Genomic DNA, 17,148 nt, shown 5'->3' with positions numbered 1-17,148 from the left:
GTTTGTTGTCCGCATACGCCGTGCTTTCACCGGTGTTGCCAAACTTGTCCCTTATCCCGTCGGACATTACGTACCTTTCTAGTTGCTGATTGACGGAACACCCCGAACAAGCCAAGAACAAGCAACGCCGCGGGAACCCACTTGGAATGAAGCCCTTACGTATGCAATTGTTCGAGATGAGCGACCACGTCCGCGCTTCCCCGGGAAAGCGCTGGGGAGTGGCGGTTGCAGCGTTCGGGCTTGCGCTCTACGCGCGGTTTCTATGCGACCATCTCCTGCCGCCGGGCTTCCCGTATCTGACCTTCTTCCCCGCGGTAATCCTGACGACGTTTCTGGCGGGCGTCTGGCCCGGGGCCGTTTGCGCCGTGGCCTGTGGCGTGGCTGCCTGGTACTGGTTTATACCGCCGTTTGCGATGTTCGAGATCAACGGGTCGGTCCTCGTTGCTCTGACCTTCTACGCGTGCGTGGTCATCGTGGACATTCTGCTGATCCAGGTCATGCACAAGGCGGTCGACGATCTTCAGGAAGAACGCCTGCGCAGCGAAGACCTGGTGCGCGAACAGCAGCGCCTTCTTGCCGAGCAAAAGGAACGGGAGCGCCAACAGCGTGTGTTGCAGCGCGAATTGTCCCACCGAATGAAGAACACGCTGGCGATGGTTCAAGCCGTCGTATCCCAGAGCCTGCGCAATGCGACAGACGTGAAGCTTGCCGGTGAAATGGCGTCGGCCCGCATCGACGCACTTGCCCGGGCACAGGATACGCTGACGGCAACGAACTGGTCCGCAGCAGATGTCGAGACGATTGTACGGACATCCGTCGAACCGCACCAGGACAGCGCCGACCGCTTCGATATCTTCGGGCCTCCGATGGTGCTCGAAGCACAACCTTCCATGGGTTTGGCACTGGCAATCCATGAACTTGCGACAAATGCCACCAAATATGGCGCGCTCAGTACGGCCGACGGCAAGGTCGAGATCCGCTGGACGGCGCCCGGCGAAAACGGCTTTGCCTTCACATGGATCGAAAGCAAGGGGCCGGCCGTGAGCGAACCGACGCGGCGCGGCTTTGGCTCCCGCCTGATGGAGCGCGTTGTGCCGACCTATTTCAACGGCGTCGCCAACGTGGACTACCGCACGGATGGTTTGCACTACCGCATCGAAGGCGAACTTCTTCCGAAAGAGCCTCAGCCTCTTCAGAGCTGACGCAATATGCGCCATTGGCCGGTTGCGACAACGACGACGATCGACCCAATCACTATTCGACAATCATATAATTCTAGTTCGATTATAATAATCAATTATATTGCAGCGCAGCAGGTTCGGTGGAACACTGGCGTCAACAAGGGCCGCAAAGGCCTGGAGCCGCCAGTAGGAGAACATCGATGAAACCATCTATCAGGGCCGGCTTTGTCGGCTTAGCTACTCTGCTTGCCTGCACGCCAGCCTACTCCCTCGGAGACACGATCAAGACCGCGATCGACGCGACCTTCGCGCCGCACGCCATGCCAACCCTCGACGGCAAGATCGAGGGTTTCAACGTCGATATGGCGAACCTGATCGGCGAACGTCTCGGCAAGAAAGTCGATCTGACCGGAGCGCAGTTCTCGGGTCTTATCCCGGCGCTGCAGGCCGGCACCTATGACTTCCTTGTCGCACCCGTCACCGTGAACAAGGAGCGCGCCGCGAACCTTCTCTTCACCGAAGGCTTCATGGACACCAATTTTGGCTTCGTCGTGCCGGCCAATGCGCCTGAATACAAGACGCTGGAAGACTTCAAGGGCAAGACGATCGCCGTCAACAAGGGCTCTGCCTATGACAGCTTCCTGCGGGAGAAGGAAAAGGAATTCGGCTGGAAGGTCGAAAGCTACGGTACCAATACCGACGCCGTGGCAGCCGTCATTGCTGGACGCGCCGATGCCAACCTTGCCGGCAACACTGCCGCTGCGTGGGCGGTCAAGAAGAACCCGCGCCTGAAACTCTCCTTCGAATACGAAACCGGCCTCGTCTGGGCCCTTTCCTTCCGCAAGGGAGACGAGCAGAACCGCGATCTCGTCGATCGTGCGATGGAATGCCTGAAGCTCGACGGCTCGATGGCGAAGCTTTCGGTCAAGTGGTTCGGCGTCACGCCGGAAGCAGGCACGACGATCGTCACCCCGACCAAGGGTTTCGGGACGCCCGGCTTCGACGGTTACAAGGACGATGACCACAAGGCCTCCTGCGATAACCTGAAGTAACGCTCTGCAGCACGGGCAGGCGCTTCAGTCGCCTGCCCTCCCCCTTGATCAGACAGGATGCGGCAGCCGGCCGCCAATCGTCTCTCCCATATGAGATCGCGGTTGGAATCCAGCCGGCAGATATGTCCGCATCGTGCCTGCCGGAGGTGCCAACATGGCCAATCGCCCAATGCTCGAAGTCGTCGCGCTGGAAAAGCGCTTCGGGACCACCACCGTCCTCAAGAAGATCGACCTTAAGGTCAGCCAAGGCGAACTCGTGTTCGTCATCGGGCCATCCGGTTCCGGCAAGAGCACGATGCTGCGCTGTTGCAACCGGCTCGAGGAGCCAACATCGGGCGATATCATCGTCAACGGCCGCAACATCATGGCCGGTACCCGCCGCGATCTCGACCGTATGCGGCTGCAGATCGGCATGGTGTTCCAGGGCTTCCACCTCTACCCGCATATGAGTGTCCTCAAGAACGTTACGCTTGCCCAGCGGAAGGCGCTGAAGCGCTCGAAGGCCGAAGCCGATGCGCGGGCGATGGATATGCTCGAACAGGTTGGCCTGGCGCACAAGGCGGATGCCTATCCCGGTGAATTGTCGGGCGGCCAGCAGCAGCGCGTGGCGATCGCCCGCTCGCTGGCGCTCGACCCGAAGGTCATGCTGTTCGACGAACCAACCTCGGCGCTTGATCCGGAACTGGTTGGCTCCGTCCTCAAGGTGATGAAAGACCTCAAATCCAAGGGCATGACGATGGTCGTCGTCAGCCACGAGATGGGCTTTGCCCGCGAGACCGCGGACCGGGTCATCTTCATGGATGGCGGTGTCGTCGTCGAAGAGGGCACGCCGGACGAGCTTTTCGGCAACCCGAAGGCCGATCGCACCCGCGCATTCCTTTCGCGCGTTTCCGGGTAACGGCGATGGACCGGTTCCTTGAGACCTTCTTCAACCCGGTGGTGATGGCGAAATATACGCCTGACATCATTGCCGGAATCTGGGTCACCCTGCAGATTGCCGCGGCGGTGATCGTGGCTGGCATCCTGGCGGGCCTCGCGCTCGCCTGCCTGCGCAGCTATGGCGTCAAGACGCTCAATTTCTTCATCATCTGCTACGCCGACATCTTTCGCGCCCTGCCCCCTCTGGTCGTCATCCTGATCCTCTATTTCGGCTTTCCCTCGATCGGCATCCAGTTGTCCGGCCCGATGGTTCTGTTTCTCGTTCTGGCGGCAACCCTTGCAGCGTTTGCCGAAGAGATATTCTGGGCCGGGTTCTCGTCCGTCGAGAAGGGTCAATGGGAGGCGGGCATTGCAACCGGGCTCGGCTTTACCCGCACGCTTGCCTATGTCGCGCTGCCCCAGGCCGTCCGCCTTGCCATACCGCCGCTCGTCAACCGCGTGCTCGCCATCACCAAAATGACCGCGCTCGGCTCTGCCATCGGCGTTTCGGAAATCCTGTCGAGCGCCACGACGGCGCAGAGCTTTTCCGGCAGCGCCACGCCGCTCACCATGTCGGTCGTCGCCTATCTGGTGATTTTCCTGCCGATGGTGGTCTTCGCCCGCTGGCTGGAAAGCCGGACCGCCTGGAAGAAGCGATAGGAGGCTGCCATGGATATTTTCATCGACCAGTTCTTCAATATCGGCATCATGCGCCAGTCGTTGCCGCTGATGATGTCCGGCCTCTGGATGACGCTCAAGCTGTGCAGCGCCGTCATTCTGCTCGGCCTGATCGGCGGCCTGTTTGTCGCGCTCGGCAATATGAGCGAGCGCCGATGGCTACGCTGGATCTCGATCACCTATACCGATCTCTTCCGCGCCCTGCCGCCGCTGGTGCTGCTCATCTTCATCTATGCCGGCCTGCCCTTTGCGGGGGTCAACATCTCGCCGTTTTACGCCGTCGTCATCGCCTTCCTGCTCAACAACTCCTCCTATTACGCCGAGGTCTATCGCGCCGGTCTGATCTCGGTCGCCAAGGGACAGTGGGAAGCTGCCCAGTCGACTGGCCTCAGCCCGGTACAGACGCTTGCTCATGTCGTCCTGCCGCAGGCCATCCGCAACGTGCTGCCGGACCTGCTGTCCAACACTGTGGAAGTCGTCAAGCTCACCTCGCTTGCCTCCGTCATCTCGCTGTCCGAGCTTCTCTACAATGCCGGCATGGCGCGGTCGGTCACCTACAATGCCTCGCCGCTGGTGCTGGCAGCTCTCATCTACCTCGTGCTGCTGTGGCCGCTGGTACGCCTCGTCAGTCATTTCCAGCGGCGCCTGGCCGCCTGATCGCTTTCGAAAGGAAACTCCGATGACCATCATGAAGATCGCAGGTGCCCAGCTCGGCGCCATCCAGAAAGACGACAGCCGCGAAAGCGTCGTCATCCGCATGATTGCGCTTCTCGATGAAGCCGCATCCAAGGGCGCAGACATGGTCGTCTACCCGGAGCTGGCGCTCACGACCTTCTTTCCCCGCTGGTACATGGAAGAACAGGCCGAAATCGATTTCTGGTTCGAGACGGAAATGCCGAACGCCGCCACGCAGCCGCTGTTCGATCGCGCCCGCGAGCTCAACATCGCCATCACCTTCGGCTACGGCGAGAAGACGCCGGACGGACACTATTACAACACCTCGATCGTTACCGACCGGCAAGCCAATATCGTCGGCAAGTATCGCAAGGTGCATCTTCCCGGTCATTCCGAATACGATACCGAGCGCGCCTTCCAGCATCTCGAGAAGCGCTACTTCGAACCCGGTGATCTCGGCTTCAACGTCTGGCGTAACGAAGGCGTCATCATGGGCATGGCGATCTGCAACGACCGCCGCTGGCCGGAAACCTTCCGTTGCCTGGGCCTGCAGGGCGTCGAGCTGGTCACGATCGGCTACAACACGCCGTCGGTGAACAGCCAGATGAGCGCCGAAGGTTTGGAGAAGCGGCTTTTCCATTCCGACCTCTCCATGCAGTCCGGCGCCTACCAGAACTCGACCTATGTCGTCGGCGTCGCCAAGGCCGGCAATGAGGACGGCCACCCGCTGATAGGCGGCTCGATTATCGTCGATCCGGACGGGTTCGTTCTCGCCCGCGCCGTGACCGAGGAAGACGAGCTCATCATCGCCGAATGCGATTTCTCCAAATGCGACTTCGGCAAGAAGACGATCTTTGATTTCGAGCGCCATCGTCGTATCGAGCATTACGGTCGCCTGACGAGCCAGACCGGCGTGATCATCGAAGTGTAAGGAAAGACCGACATGACAGCGTTTGATACGGTCATCCATGGCGGTCGCATCGTCACCGCATCCGACATATTCGATGGCGATATCGGCATTACCGACGGTCGAATTGCGGCGATCGGCGAGAAGATCGCTGGAGGAAGCCGCCGGATCGATGCCGGCGGCAAGCTGGTCGTTCCCGGCGGCATCGAGGCGCATGCCCATATCGCCCAGGAAAGCTCCGCGGGCGTGATGACCGCCGACGACTACTATTCGGGCTCGGTCTCCGCCGCCTTCGGTGGCAATTCCTCATTCATCCCGTTCGCGGCTCAGCATCGCGGCCAGTCGATTGCCGAAGTCATCGCCACCTATGACGGCCGCGCCGCGCCGCACTCGGTGCTCGACTATTCCTATCATCTGATCATTTCCGACCCTTCGGCTGATGTCCTTGCAGAACTGCCGGGCGTGTTTGCGCGAGGCATCACGTCGTTCAAGGTATTCATGACCTACGACCTGATGAATATCGGCGACGGCGGCATGCTCGATATCCTGACGATTGCCAAAACCCATGGCGCGCTCACCATGGTCCATGCCGAAAACAACGACATGGTGAAGTGGATGAACAAGCGGCTGGCCGCTGCCGGCCTCACCGCGCCAAAATATCACGCGATCAGCCGGCCGGAGCTTGCCGAGGAAGAAGCGATCAACCGGGCCGTCTCGCTGGCAAAACTCGTCGATGCAGCCCTCTTCATCGTCCACGTCTCAACGGCTGGCGGCGCTGCCATCGTCCAGCGCGAAAAGCTCGCCGGCACGAAACTGTTTGCCGAAACATGCCCGCAATATCTGGCGCTGACCCGTGATGATCTCGATCGGCCCGGCATGGAAGGGGCGAAATTCATCTGCTCTCCACCGCTCCGCGACGCGGCAACGCAGGAAGCGCTCTGGCGACATGTGCAGTCAGGCACGTTCGAAAGCGTCTCCTCCGACCACGCGCCCTACCGTTTCGATGCCAGCGGAAAATTTGCCAATGGTGCCGATGCGCACTACCCGAAGATCTCCAACGGCATGCCCGGCATCGCCATGCGCCTGCCCTATCTGTTTTCGGAGGGCGTCGCTAAAGGCCGCATCACGCTGCAGCAGTTCGTTGCACTCTCAAGCACCAATGCGGCCAAGACATTCGGTATGGCTAAAAAGGGATCGATCGCACCCGGCTACGAAGCCGATATCTGCATCTGGGACCCGGAAGCCCGCCGCAAGGCAACGCTTGCCGATCAGCACGACAATATGGACTACACACCGTTTGAGGGCATGGAGATCGAAGGCTGGCCAGTCCTCACCATGAACCGCGGTGATGTCATCGTCGAGAACGGCGAGTTGAAGGCGGACCGTGGTCGTGGCCGTTTCATTGCCCGCAGCCCTGTCGACCTGACGGGCAAGCCCGGCTACCGCGCCAAGGAATTCGATCCGGCGCAGAACTTCGGCGTGGAGATCGCCCCATGAGAAAAGTCGGCCCGATCCTCGTCATCAACCCGAACAGTTCGGAAAGCGTCACCGAAGGCCTGCGCGTGGCGCTCTCCCCGATGCAGTTTCCGGGTGGTCCCGTCATCGAATGCGTCACGATCGATGAGGGTCCGCCCGGCGTCGTCAGCCAGCGCCATGTGGATGAAGCCGCGTTGCGCACTGCCGACCTGATCGAAACCCGGCCGGATGCATCAGCCTATGTGCTCGCCTGCTATTCGCAGCCCGGGCTGGACCTTGCACGGTCGATCACCACCAAGCCGGTCTACGGCATCCAGGATGCCGGCGTACTGAGCGCCCTGGCGCTTGCAGATCTCTTCGGCGTCATCGCAGTCGCCGAAGGTTCAATCCCCCGTCACATGCGCAACCTTCGCCGCCTCGGCGTCGATGGCAGGCTTGCCGGCGAGGTCGCGCTTGAAGGCGCAATCAGCGTCGCCGACAGCGGCCATGGAGAGGAAAGCTATGCGGCTCTCGTGAAAGCCGGGCTGAAACTGCGGCACATGGGCGCCGGCGCGATCGTGCTTGGCTGTGCCGGCATGTCCGGCCACCGCCGCAGACTCGAAGATGAGCTCGGCATCCGCGTGATCGATCCGACCCAGGCCGCCGTCGCGATGGCGCTTGGCGCAGTTCTCACCTGAACGCCATGACCGAAACCGAGCAGAAGCCGGATATCTCGCTGCGCCTCCTCGAAATCTTCGGGGCCATGATGCGTTGCGAAACGACCGTGGAGGCAGCCGAGCAGCTGGGCATCTCGCAGCCCGCCGTTTCGAACGGCATCCGCCAGCTGGAAAACCAGCTCGGTATAACGCTGTTTGAGCGCCTGCACCGGCGGCTTGAGCCAACCGAAGAAGCCACGCTTCTGTTTGAAGAGGTGCGGCCTGTCTTCAGCATGCTGCGCAGCTTTTCCGCCCGCGCCCGCTCGATCCGGCATGGCACATCGGGACGGCTGCGTGTCATGTCGACGCCGCCGCTTGGTAATACGGTCGCACCGGTGGCGCTCGCACGGTTCCTGAAAGATCGTCCGGATGTGTCCGTCGCTTACGATGTCCGCCGGCTCGAACACGTCATCGAAGCTGTGCAGAGCGGGGCCGCCGACGTCGGTCTTGCGATCGCGCTGGAACGGCATTCGTCTGTGAACGTAGAGATCCTGTCGCGCACCCATATGGTCGCGCTCGTGCCGAAGGACCACCCGGTCGCTAGTCGGCAGGAGGTGACGGTCAGTGATTTGTCCGAACACGGTTTTATCGGCCTCGAAGCGGAATCGCGCATGGGCCAGATGCTGCGCGATGCCTTCGATCGCGAGGGCATCGATTACGAGCCGCGGGTCGAGGTGCGCTATTGCGCAACGGCTGCGGTTCTGGCCGGAGCTGGCGTCGGGGCAGCGGTTGTCGATCCCTATAGTGCAGCCCACCAGTCATTGCAGGGGTTGGTGCAACTGCCCTTCCAGCCACCCCGCGAAGTCGCGGCCGTCCTGATTACCCGCAAGGGCATACCGCGCTCGCGCCTGCTGCACGGTTTCATCGCCGAACTCAAGCGAGCCGCCGGCGATGTGTTTTGAATTCCCGACATACTGAAGGAGATTGTCTTGTCCCGTATCGTTTATTTGAATGGCGAATGGCTGCCCGAAGCCGATGCAAAGGTCTCCGTCTTTGACCGCGGCTTTCTATTCGCAGACGCCATCTACGAAGTGACCGGCGTCATTGACGGCAAGCTTCTCGAATACGAGGGCCATGCCTCCCGCCTGAAGCGCTCGATCGGGGAACTGGGTCTGGACCTGCCGATTTCGGCCAGCGAACTTCTGGAGGTTCATCGCGAGATCATCCGCCGCAATGCACTCAAGGAAGGCCTGATCTACCTCCAGCTGTCGCGCGGCCCCGCCGATCGCGACTTCGCCTTTCCGAAGGATCCGACACCGACGCTGGTTCTCTTTACCCAGGCAAAGTCGGTGATCGAGAACCCCAAGCTCGCAACCGGCCTGTCCGTCGCTCTGCTGCCCGACTGGCGCTGGGAGCGCCGCGACATCAAGACCGTGCAACTGCTTTATCCCTCGATGGCCAAGATGCAGGCGATGGAGAAAGGCGCTGATGACGCCTGGCTGGTGGAGGACGGCTTCGTCACGGAGGCAAGCTCGGCAACCGCCCATATCATCGACAAGACTGGCAGGCTGATCACCCGCCCGCTGTCGAATGCAATTCTGCACGGCATCACGCGCGCAAGCGTGCTTGATCTCGCCGAAAAAGCCGGCATTCCCTATGACGAGCGCGCCTTCACACCCGATGAAGCGATGAATGCCTCGGAGGCCTTCATCACATCCGCCACCAACTTCGTCATGCCGGTCACCCGCATCGACGGTCAACCCGTCGGCGACGGCAAGCCGGGGACTCTGACGCTCAAACTGCGCGAACTCTACATCGCCGACAAGATCGCCAGCGCAATCTAAGCGCCGCGAGGCCGCCGTAACAGCGGCCTCCGCAATCTCCGGGTCGCCTTACTCGATCCTGAACACCACGTCGTGGGTAGCAAGGAAGAATTCGCCGTCAGGTGTGACCCAGCCGCGAAACATGCCGTCGGTGTTGTAAGGTGTGGCGATCGTTCCGTCGGCTCCGACGGCCACAAGTCCGGCACCGATAGCGTGCGGCTTCAAGTCTTCCATGATCACCTTCGACGCCGCCTGCTCCACGGTTTCGCCGAGATAGCCGATGCGGCTTGCGACCTCATGGCCGACAGCATAGCGGATGAAGAACTCGCCCTTGCCGGTGCCCGACACAGCGCAGAGACCGTCGCGGGCATAGGTGCCGGCGCCGACGATCGGGGTATCGCCGATACGACCGACCGGTTTGTTGTTGTAGCCACCGGTCGAGGTTGCGGCCGCCAGATGTCCGGCACTGTCGAGCGCGACGGCCCCCACCGTGCCGTGCTTTTCGGATTCGCTCGCCGATGCAGCCGTGCCAGCCGCCGCATGCGCCTTCATCGCAGCCAGCGCTTTCACGCGTTTCTCGGTGGTGAAATAATTGGGTTCAACGACGTCCAGCCCCTCGACCTTCGCGAACTCGTCGGCCGCGTGGCCGCCCATCAGCACGGCTTCGCCCTTTTCCATCACCCGCCGCGCCGCCTTGACGGGATTGCGGATGCGCCGCACCAGCGTCACGGCGCCTGCTTCGAGCGTCGCGCCATCCATGATCGAGGCATCGAGTTCGTGCTCGCCGGCGGCATTGAGGGCTGCGCCATAGCCGGCATTGAAATGCGGGCTGTCTTCCAGCACCACGACCGACGCCTGTACGGCGTCAAGCGCCGAGCCGCCGGTGCTCAGCACCGCCCATCCGGCTTTCAACGCATGACCGAGATCGACGCGTGCCGCTTCCCATTCCGCTTCGCTGAGGCCGAGCTTTGCCATCACGCCGCAGCCGCCATGGATTGCCAGTGCAATCTTGCCCATGATCTTCTCCTTCCCATGAATAAAAAAGCCGGGCAGCAGAACTGCCCGGCCAAGTTTACCTCCGGTTGGCGTGGAGGCTATTTCGCAGGCCTGATGTTCATGGCCAGTGTGTCTTCGTCCGAACGCGGCACGATGGTGATGGTCTTTTTCATGCCCCAGGCGGATACGATCGAGGCGATCGAAAGATTGGGGCGATCGGAAGCAACCAGCGCGTTGGCGTCCTTCAGGTACTGTTCGCGCTTGCCCGCATCCATCTCGACACCGGCCGCCTCGATCAGCTTGTCCATCTCGGGGTTGGAGTAACCGCGGATGTTGAAGGCGCCGAGCTTCTTGGTCGGATCGTTGGTATGGACCAGCGACGACAGCGTGTAGTTCGCCTCACCCGTCAGCGTGCCCCAGCCGGACATGGTCAGCGAATAATCGCCGCGCGTGTTGGCCGGGAAATAGACGGCGCCGGGCTGTGCGTTGGCTTCCACCTGGATGCCGATCGCGGTCAGCATCTGGGCGATTGTCGTGCCGGTGTCCTTGTCTCCCGGCAGGCGGTCGTTGGTGAAGGAGAACGTCACCTTGAAACCATCGGGATAACCGGCGTCGGCAAGCAGCTGCTTTGCCTTCTCGACATCGGAAGGTGCGGGCTTCACATCCGGATTGTAGCCGAAGATGTTCGGTGTCACGAGCTGCGACTGGACGGTGCCCATGCCTTCCATGGCGATCTCGGTGATGGTTTCGCGATCGATTGCAAGATCGAAGGCCTCACGAACACGCGGATCGATGAAGGGGTTTTTCGGAAGCGGCGAACCGTTCTTGGCGGTCACCTGCGGCGACTTTTCGCGGAAGTCGAAAGCCATGTTGAACAGGTAGACGCTGTCCTGGCGAACGATCGTCAGCTTTGAATCCCTTTCCAGCGTCGGCACGTCGGATGCCGGAATACGGGCGATCAGATCGACCTGGCCGGCCTTCAGCTGTGCAACGCGGGCGGCGTCGTTGGGAAGCTCCTTACGGATGACCTTGTCCCACGGCTCTTTGCCGCCCCAGTAACCATCGAAGCTCTGAAGAACCAGCTGCTCCTTCGGCGTCCAGGATACGAACTTGTAAGGACCGGTCCCGATCGCGGCCTTGCCGGAATTGAAACCTTCCGACGCCTTTTCGGCGCTGTCGGAATAATCCTTGGCAGCGATATGCGACACCACGAACAGACGGATGAAATCGTTGGGCAGGGTTGGCGCCGGTCCGTCCGTCTTGACGCGGATCGTCAGCGGATCGACGATTTCTACGCCCTTGACGCGGCGGACGTAGATGGTTGTCGGGTTCGGGCCAGCGACTTTCGGAATACGCTCGATCGAGAATTTGACGTCCTCGGCGGTGAAGTCCGAACCGTCATGGAATTTGACGTTCGGGCGCAGCTTGAATTCCCAGGTCGTGTCGTCGATCGCGGTCCAGCTGGTGGCAAGGCCCGGCTCGAGTTCGAGATTGTTGCCCGACTTGATCAGCGAGTCGTAGATGTGCTTCATCGCCTCGGCGTGAGTGCCGGCGGCGGTGAAATCGGGATCGATCGACAGCGGACCGGCGCGCACGCCGATGGTGAGGTCGGCGGCAAGTGCTGCGCTCGAAACGCCGCCGAGCAATGCTGCGGCGAGCACGATGGTGCGGAATGTCCTGGAAGCCGTCATTCTTCGTTCTCCTCTATTGTTGTCATTGGTGGCCAGTTGGGTGAATCGACGACGACCTTGGCGAGCAGTTCCGACAACATCAGCTGTTCGGCAGGCGTCAGCGACGAGATCATGGCTCTCTCGCGCTCCACCATCGGCTGCATGGCCTGATCGACGATGCGTCTGCCCTCCTCGGTGATGTAGAGGACAAAACTTCTGAGGTCCGCCTGGTCGATTTCGCGACGGACGATGTTCTTGTCGATCAGCTTCTGGATCGCCCGGCTGATCGTGTTCTTCGGAAAGCCCGAGGAATTGCAGATGGCACTGGCCGTCAGTCCGTCGGACAGGCCGAGCGAATAGATGACGACGAATTCCGGCCGCGCCAGGCCGTGTTCCTTTTCGATCAGTCGGTAGATCGGCTCGTTGAACTGCAGCGCCAGAAAGTTGAACCGGAACGACAACCAGCAGGGGTTCTTCCACAGTTTCACGGATACCAGGTCCTCGACGCCATGCGTGCCGGCGGCGGCTTTTCCGCCCTCCCGCAGCAGGGTCTCCAGTGTCGGTCCACGCGTCTGTCGCACTCTTCGGTCGCTTTCGAGCTTCGTGAGGTTTAGTCCCGTATGGAACTTGACGATCGTTTAAATGGCTGTCAATTTCTTTTTTTAGTCCCGTATGGAACTTTGCTTCATGCGACACAAAGCATCGGAAAGCACAAATATTGTGCGGCCATGCGGAAAACAGAACGTTCTTTGCGCAGTTGCGCGAAGTTTGAGAACGAGGGTAGCGAATTGAAGATTGCCGACATGAACTGGATGCTAGTCGAAGAGCGCGTCGCAAAAGATGATCGCTGTATTTTACCGATCGGCAGCGTCGAGCAGCACGCCTATCTCAGTCTCGCGACCGATATGATCCTGGCTGAAAAGGTCTCGGTCGATGCTGCCGAGCCGCTCGGCATTCCAGTCTTTCCGGTCGTGCCTTATGGCCTTGCCTCCTCGTTCGCAACGTTTCCGGGAACGCTGACGCTATCGCTCGCCACCTATATCGGCGTCATCGAGGATCTGCTCGACAGCATCTACCGCTCCGGTTTCAGGCGTATCCTGATCGTCAACGGACATGGCGGCAACTCGCCGGCAACGGTGGTGATTTCCGAATGGCTGAATGCCCACCCCGACGCATCGGTCAAATTCCACGACTGGTGGCGGGCGCCGCAGACGCTGGCCAAGGTGCAGCAGACCGATCCCGCCGCATCGCACGCGTCTTGGATGGAGAACTTCCCCTGGACACGCACCACCGACGCGCGTCAGCCGACGACTGCCAAGCCACAGATCGACTACGCGGCGCTTGCCCGCGTCGGCGCTGCGCAGAAGCGTGAACTGCTCGGCGACGGCAATTATCACGGTCTCTACCAACGCCCCGATGAAGACATGGCTGCGATTTGGGAGGTCGCCGTTTCCGAAACCCGCGCGCTGCTGGAAGGCGACTGGCACTGACCACCGCCTGACACACGACGCATTTTCGAACCCCGCACGAGACGGGAGAACAGGGAACGAATGTTTGGATTCATCCTGCAAAGGCTGTGGCAGGCGCTGATCGTGGTCCTTGCCATGTCGGCACTGGTATTCTGCGGCGTCTATGCCGTGGGCAACCCGATCGACGTGCTGATCTCACCGGACGCAACGCAAGACATCCGCGCCGCCGTCATTGCGCAATACGGTCTCGACCAGCCGCTGTGGCAGCAGTATTTTACCTTTGTAGGGCGTATCCTGCACGGTGATTTCGGCCGCTCATTCGTCTACAACATGCCGGTCAGCGAACTGATCCTGACCCGTCTCCCGGCAACGCTCGAACTGACACTGGCGGCCGTGCTGTTTGCCAGCCTCGTCGGCATCCCGATTGGCATGTATGCCGGCTATAAGCCGCACAGCCCCATCTCGCGTGCCATCATGGCGCTTTCCATCCTCGGCTTTTCTGTCCCGACCTTCTGGTTCGGCCTGATGCTGATCATGGTGTTTGCCGTGCAATGCGGCTGCATGCCGGCCGGCGGACGCGGCGAGACCGCCAGCCTGTTCGGCGTCGACTTCAGCTTCCTCACCGGTGATGGCCTTTCCCACATGATCCTGCCGGCGCTGAACCTCTCACTGTTCAAGTTCTCGCTGATGATCCGTCTTGCCCGTGCCGGCACTCGCGAGCTGATGCTCAGCGACACGGTGAAATTTGCTCGCGCCGCCGGCCTTTCGGAATTCACGGTGCTGAGCCGGCATGTGCTGCGGCTGATTTCCATTCCGCTGGTCACCGTGTTTGGCCTCGAACTCGGCTCGACGCTCGCCTTTGCCGTCGTCACCGAAACGATCTTTTCTTGGCCCGGCCTCGGCAAGCTGATCATCGACAGCATTACCTCGCTCGACCGTCCGGTCATGGTTGCCTACCTGATGTTCGTCGCCCTCCTGTTCATCGTCATCAATTTCGTGGTCGACCTCACCTATGCGCTGCTCGATCCGCGTCTGAGAAAGGGGCGTGCCTGATGCGCGACACTCCACTCTCCCGTTTTCTCAATGAATTCCGCCGCAACAAGGTTGCCACCGGCGCTGCCGTGTTCGTGTTCGTCATCGTGTTCATCGCCCTGATCGCGCCGCTGGTGACGCCGCAAGACCCTTACGACCTCGCGCATCTGGTGCTGCACGACGCGCGGCGTCCGCCCGGTTACGTCGGGACCGGCGGCTACACCCATTGGCTCGGGACCGACTCGCAAGGCCGCGACCTTCTGTCCGCCATCATCTACGGCCTGCGGATCTCGCTGCAGATGGGCATCATCGCCAGCGGCACCGCTTTCGTCATCGGCGCCGTGGTCGGCTGTGCCGCCGCTTATATCGGCGGTCGCTTCGAAAGCCTTGTCATGCGCATCGTCGACCTGCAGCTGTCCTTCCCGGCCATTCTGCTCGCCTTCGTCATCGCCGCCATTCTCGGCCAGGGTCGCTACCAGCTGATCCTCGCGCTGATCTTTGCCCAATACGCCTATTTTGCCCGGACCGCCCATGGTGCGGCGGCGGCCGAACGGCAGAAGGATTATGTCGAGGCGGCGCTGTCCATCCCGCTGTCACCCTGGCGTGTGGTGCTGCGGCATATCCTGCCCAACTCGCTGCCACCACTGATCGTGGTCGCCACCGTGCAGATCGCCAGCGCGATTTCGCTTGAAGCAACGCTGTCCTTCCTCGGCGTAGGCCTTCCGCCGACCGAGCCGTCGCTCGGCATGCTGATTGCCAACGGTTTCCAGTATCTGCTCTCTGGTCGTTACTGGATCTCGATCTATCCCGGCCTGGCGCTGATCATCTTCATCGTCTCACTCAATCTCGTCGGCGACCAGATCCGCGACCAGCTCAACCCGAGGCTCCGCCGATGACCGATACCGTGACAACACCGGCGATACCGCTTCTCGAAGTCACCAATCTCAAGACCTGGTTCCCAAGCGGGCGCAGCGAAGTCAAAGCCGTCGACGGCGTCTCCTTCTCGATCGCGCCGGGAGAGGTGCTGGGCCTCGTCGGCGAGTCCGGTTCCGGCAAATCGATCACCGGCTTCTCCATCATCGGCCTGATCGACGAACCCGGCCGCATTGTCGAGGGATCGATCAAGCTCGAAGGTCGCGAACTGGTCGGCTTGCCCGCCCACGAGCTTCGTGCCATTCGCGGCAAGACCATTTCGATGGTCTTCCAGGACCCGATGATGACACTCAACCCGGTCCTGAGCATCGGCATGCAGATCAAGCTCGCGCTGGAAGCTCACGAAAATATCGGCAGTGCCGAGGCCCATGAGCGGGCGATCAAGGCGCTGGCCCAGGTTCGCATCAGCGACCCGGAACGCAAGGTGGATTTCTTTCCGCACCAGTTTTCCGGCGGCATGCGCCAGCGCGTGGCGATTGCGATAGCGCTTCTGCACCGACCGAAACTGATCATCTGCGATGAACCGACGACGGCACTCGACGTGTCGATCCAGGCTGAAATCCTCGCCGAGATGAAGGAACTGGTCTCCGAACTCGGCACGGCGCTGATCTGGATCAGCCACGACCTGGCCATCGTTTCCTCGATCGCCGACCGGGTTGCGGTCATGAAGTCCGGCAACATCGTCGAGATCGGTCCGGCGCTCGGTGTGCTCACGAAACCGCAGCACGACTATACGCGCGCGCTGCTCGACGCCCTGCCCTCGCGCGCCAAACCCGGCGAACTTCTGCTGCGCGGCAGCGGTATCGCAGACGCGGCACCACCGCCGCGCAAATCGGCAACCGCCAACCTGCCGCTCCTCGGAAGTCCCTATCTGGTCATCGAGGATGTCGTGAAACGCTTCGAAAAGCCGGCCGGGTTGTTCAGGAACCTCGCGATCAAGTCCGGTCTGTCACAGCCGCTCAATGTCGTCCACGCCGTCGCCGGTGTCTCGCTGACGGTCAAGCGTGGCGAAGTTCTGGGCCTCGTCGGCGAATCCGGATCCGGTAAATCGACGCTCGGTCGTATGGCAGCCGGCATCACCGTGCCGACATCGGGCACGATCCGCTTGAACGGCCAGCCCGTCATGAGCATCGGCCGCGCGCCAAAAAAGATCACGACCCGCATCCAGACGATCTTCCAGGATCCGTTTGCCTCGCTCAACGGCCGCATGCGCATCGGCGACATCATCGCCGAGGGGCCGCTCGCACACCGTCTGGTGAGCCGTGCCGAGGCGGCGGTTTATGTCGGACAATGGCTGGCGGCCGTCGGTCTCGATCCGAGCTTTTCCAACCGCTTTCCGCACCAGTTTTCTGGCGGCCAGCGACAACGCATCGCCATTGCCCGAGCGCTCGCCATGCAGCCGGACGTGATCGTCTGCGACGAGCCGGTCGCCTCGCTCGACGTGTCGATCCAGGCGCAGATCATCAACCTTCTGATCCGCCTTCGCGCCGAACTCGACCTATCGCTGGTCTTCATCAGCCACGACCTGTCGGTGGTGCGCCACCTCTGCGACCGCGTCGCCATCATGTACCAGGGCCGGATCGTCGAGGAGGGCGAAGCCGCCGCCATCTATGCCGATCCGCAGCATGCCTACACGCAACGACTGCTGGCGGCCGTACCGGTGCTGCCGCAGGCAGCCGAATGACTTAAACGGAGGACGGGAT

17 protein-coding genes are annotated in these 17,148 nt (G+C 61.3%); 14 read left to right on the top strand and 3 right to left on the bottom strand.

Translation table 11 applies throughout. From position 1 onward, the window contains the following. The first annotated feature begins 146 nt into the window (after positions 1 to 146). From IFT59_RS14360 to IFT59_RS14315, 10 genes are all read left to right on the top strand, one after another. Positions 147 to 1,202 carry a sensor histidine kinase gene (locus tag IFT59_RS14360; RefSeq protein ID WP_113166070.1) on the top strand — a complete coding sequence of 352 codons (1,056 nt, stop codon included), beginning with the start codon at positions 147 to 149 and terminating at the stop codon, positions 1,200 to 1,202. A gap of 179 nt (positions 1,203 to 1,381) precedes the next feature. Beyond that, the gene (locus IFT59_RS14355; protein ID WP_062459536.1) at positions 1,382 to 2,233 is read left to right on the top strand and encodes a transporter substrate-binding domain-containing protein; all 852 of its coding nucleotides are present in this window, start codon (positions 1,382 to 1,384) and stop codon (positions 2,231 to 2,233) included. Between the two features lie 154 nt (positions 2,234 to 2,387). Beyond that, positions 2,388 to 3,131 (top strand): amino acid ABC transporter ATP-binding protein, encoded by a 744-nt coding sequence (locus tag IFT59_RS14350; protein ID WP_342366106.1) that lies wholly within the window; start codon positions 2,388 to 2,390, stop codon positions 3,129 to 3,131. A 5-nt stretch (positions 3,132 to 3,136) separates the two neighbouring features. Next, the gene (locus tag IFT59_RS14345) at positions 3,137 to 3,811 is read left to right on the top strand and encodes an amino acid ABC transporter permease (protein WP_192087303.1); all 675 of its coding nucleotides are present in this window, start codon (positions 3,137 to 3,139) and stop codon (positions 3,809 to 3,811) included. A 9-nt stretch (positions 3,812 to 3,820) separates the two neighbouring features. Further along, positions 3,821 to 4,486, top strand: coding sequence for an amino acid ABC transporter permease (locus IFT59_RS14340; protein ID WP_192087302.1), 666 nt, complete (start codon positions 3,821 to 3,823; stop codon positions 4,484 to 4,486). Positions 4,487 to 4,508: 22 nt separating this feature from the next. Continuing rightward, entirely contained in the window at positions 4,509 to 5,435 is a 927-nt protein-coding gene (locus IFT59_RS14335; RefSeq protein WP_192087301.1) for an N-carbamoyl-D-amino-acid hydrolase, read from the top strand. Positions 5,436 to 5,447: 12 nt separating this feature from the next. Next, positions 5,448 to 6,908, top strand: coding sequence for a dihydropyrimidinase (hydA, locus tag IFT59_RS14330; protein WP_192087300.1), 1,461 nt, complete (start codon positions 5,448 to 5,450; stop codon positions 6,906 to 6,908). Further along, the gene (locus IFT59_RS14325; protein WP_184655425.1) at positions 6,905 to 7,564 is read left to right on the top strand and encodes an aspartate/glutamate racemase family protein; all 660 of its coding nucleotides are present in this window, start codon (positions 6,905 to 6,907) and stop codon (positions 7,562 to 7,564) included. The genes hydA and IFT59_RS14325 overlap by 4 nt, the downstream gene beginning before the upstream one ends. Positions 7,565 to 7,569: 5 nt before the next feature. After that, positions 7,570 to 8,484, top strand: a complete 915-nt coding sequence (locus tag IFT59_RS14320; RefSeq protein ID WP_192087299.1) for a LysR family transcriptional regulator — start codon at positions 7,570 to 7,572, stop codon at positions 8,482 to 8,484. A 27-nt stretch (positions 8,485 to 8,511) separates the two neighbouring features. Further along, positions 8,512 to 9,366 (top strand): D-amino-acid transaminase, encoded by an 855-nt coding sequence (locus tag IFT59_RS14315; RefSeq protein WP_192087298.1) that lies wholly within the window; start codon positions 8,512 to 8,514, stop codon positions 9,364 to 9,366. Positions 9,367 to 9,414: 48 nt separating this feature from the next. On the opposite strand, the gene IFT59_RS14310 is transcribed toward IFT59_RS14315, so the two are convergent. From IFT59_RS14310 to IFT59_RS14300, 3 genes are all read right to left on the bottom strand, one after another. Then, a complete protein-coding gene (locus IFT59_RS14310) occupies positions 9,415 to 10,362 on the bottom strand; it encodes an isoaspartyl peptidase/L-asparaginase family protein (RefSeq protein ID WP_192087297.1) in 948 nt (315 codons plus the stop codon). 77 nt (positions 10,363 to 10,439) lie between these two features. Continuing rightward, a complete protein-coding gene (locus tag IFT59_RS14305) occupies positions 10,440 to 12,032 on the bottom strand; it encodes an ABC transporter substrate-binding protein (protein ID WP_113166079.1) in 1,593 nt (530 codons plus the stop codon). After that, complete coding sequence (locus IFT59_RS14300) at positions 12,029 to 12,592, bottom strand: MarR family winged helix-turn-helix transcriptional regulator (protein ID WP_082476359.1); 564 nt, start codon at positions 12,590 to 12,592, stop codon at positions 12,029 to 12,031. The genes IFT59_RS14305 and IFT59_RS14300 overlap by 4 nt, the downstream gene beginning before the upstream one ends. Positions 12,593 to 12,814: 222 nt before the next feature. Here IFT59_RS14300 and IFT59_RS14295 point away from each other — a divergent pair, with 222 nt between their 5' ends. From IFT59_RS14295 to IFT59_RS14280, 4 genes are read left to right on the top strand one after another with little or no spacing between them, the layout of a single operon-like run. Beyond that, on the top strand, positions 12,815 to 13,501 hold the full coding sequence (locus IFT59_RS14295; RefSeq protein ID WP_342366105.1) for a creatininase family protein: 687 nt from the start codon (positions 12,815 to 12,817) through the stop codon (positions 13,499 to 13,501). Positions 13,502 to 13,561: 60 nt separating this feature from the next. Beyond that, a complete protein-coding gene (locus IFT59_RS14290; protein ID WP_062459224.1) occupies positions 13,562 to 14,533 on the top strand; it encodes an ABC transporter permease in 972 nt (323 codons plus the stop codon). After that, a complete protein-coding gene (locus tag IFT59_RS14285) occupies positions 14,533 to 15,408 on the top strand; it encodes an ABC transporter permease (RefSeq protein WP_192087295.1) in 876 nt (291 codons plus the stop codon). The genes IFT59_RS14290 and IFT59_RS14285 overlap by 1 nt, the downstream gene beginning before the upstream one ends. Further along, positions 15,405 to 17,129: a dipeptide ABC transporter ATP-binding protein gene (locus IFT59_RS14280; protein WP_192087294.1), complete on the top strand. Its 1,725-nt coding sequence runs from the start codon at positions 15,405 to 15,407 to the stop codon at positions 17,127 to 17,129. The genes IFT59_RS14285 and IFT59_RS14280 overlap by 4 nt, the downstream gene beginning before the upstream one ends. Positions 17,130 to 17,148 lie beyond the last annotated feature (19 nt).

It is taken from the genome of Rhizobium sp. CFBP 8752 (assembly GCF_014842035.1).
In the GTDB taxonomy this organism is placed as follows: domain Bacteria; phylum Pseudomonadota; class Alphaproteobacteria; order Rhizobiales; family Rhizobiaceae; genus Neorhizobium; species Neorhizobium soli.
The sequence above is the reverse complement of the archived record's forward strand: the minus strand, read 5'-3'. Positions and strand labels throughout refer to the sequence as shown.

Coding starts and splice junctions, on each gene's coding strand:
- IFT59_RS14285 (WP_192087295.1), top strand. CDS start 14,533: ATGCGCGACACTCCACTCTCCCGTTTTCTCAATGAATTCCGCCGCAAC.
- IFT59_RS14335 (WP_192087301.1), top strand. CDS start 4,509: ATGACCATCATGAAGATCGCAGGTGCCCAGCTCGGCGCCATCCAGAAA.
- IFT59_RS14340 (WP_192087302.1), top strand. CDS start 3,821: ATGGATATTTTCATCGACCAGTTCTTCAATATCGGCATCATGCGCCAG.
- IFT59_RS14290 (WP_062459224.1), top strand. CDS start 13,562: ATGTTTGGATTCATCCTGCAAAGGCTGTGGCAGGCGCTGATCGTGGTC.
- IFT59_RS14345 (WP_192087303.1), top strand. CDS start 3,137: ATGGACCGGTTCCTTGAGACCTTCTTCAACCCGGTGGTGATGGCGAAA.
- IFT59_RS14355 (WP_062459536.1), top strand. CDS start 1,382: ATGAAACCATCTATCAGGGCCGGCTTTGTCGGCTTAGCTACTCTGCTT.
- IFT59_RS14320 (WP_192087299.1), top strand. CDS start 7,570: ATGACCGAAACCGAGCAGAAGCCGGATATCTCGCTGCGCCTCCTCGAA.
- IFT59_RS14310 (WP_192087297.1), bottom strand. CDS start 10,362: ATGGGCAAGATTGCACTGGCAATCCATGGCGGCTGCGGCGTGATGGCA.
- IFT59_RS14350 (WP_342366106.1), top strand. CDS start 2,388: ATGGCCAATCGCCCAATGCTCGAAGTCGTCGCGCTGGAAAAGCGCTTC.
- IFT59_RS14305 (WP_113166079.1), bottom strand. CDS start 12,032: ATGACGGCTTCCAGGACATTCCGCACCATCGTGCTCGCCGCAGCATTG.
- hydA (WP_192087300.1), top strand. CDS start 5,448: ATGACAGCGTTTGATACGGTCATCCATGGCGGTCGCATCGTCACCGCA.
- IFT59_RS14280 (WP_192087294.1), top strand. CDS start 15,405: ATGACCGATACCGTGACAACACCGGCGATACCGCTTCTCGAAGTCACC.
- IFT59_RS14360 (WP_113166070.1), top strand. CDS start 147: ATGAAGCCCTTACGTATGCAATTGTTCGAGATGAGCGACCACGTCCGC.
- IFT59_RS14295 (WP_342366105.1), top strand. CDS start 12,815: ATGAACTGGATGCTAGTCGAAGAGCGCGTCGCAAAAGATGATCGCTGT.
- IFT59_RS14325 (WP_184655425.1), top strand. CDS start 6,905: ATGAGAAAAGTCGGCCCGATCCTCGTCATCAACCCGAACAGTTCGGAA.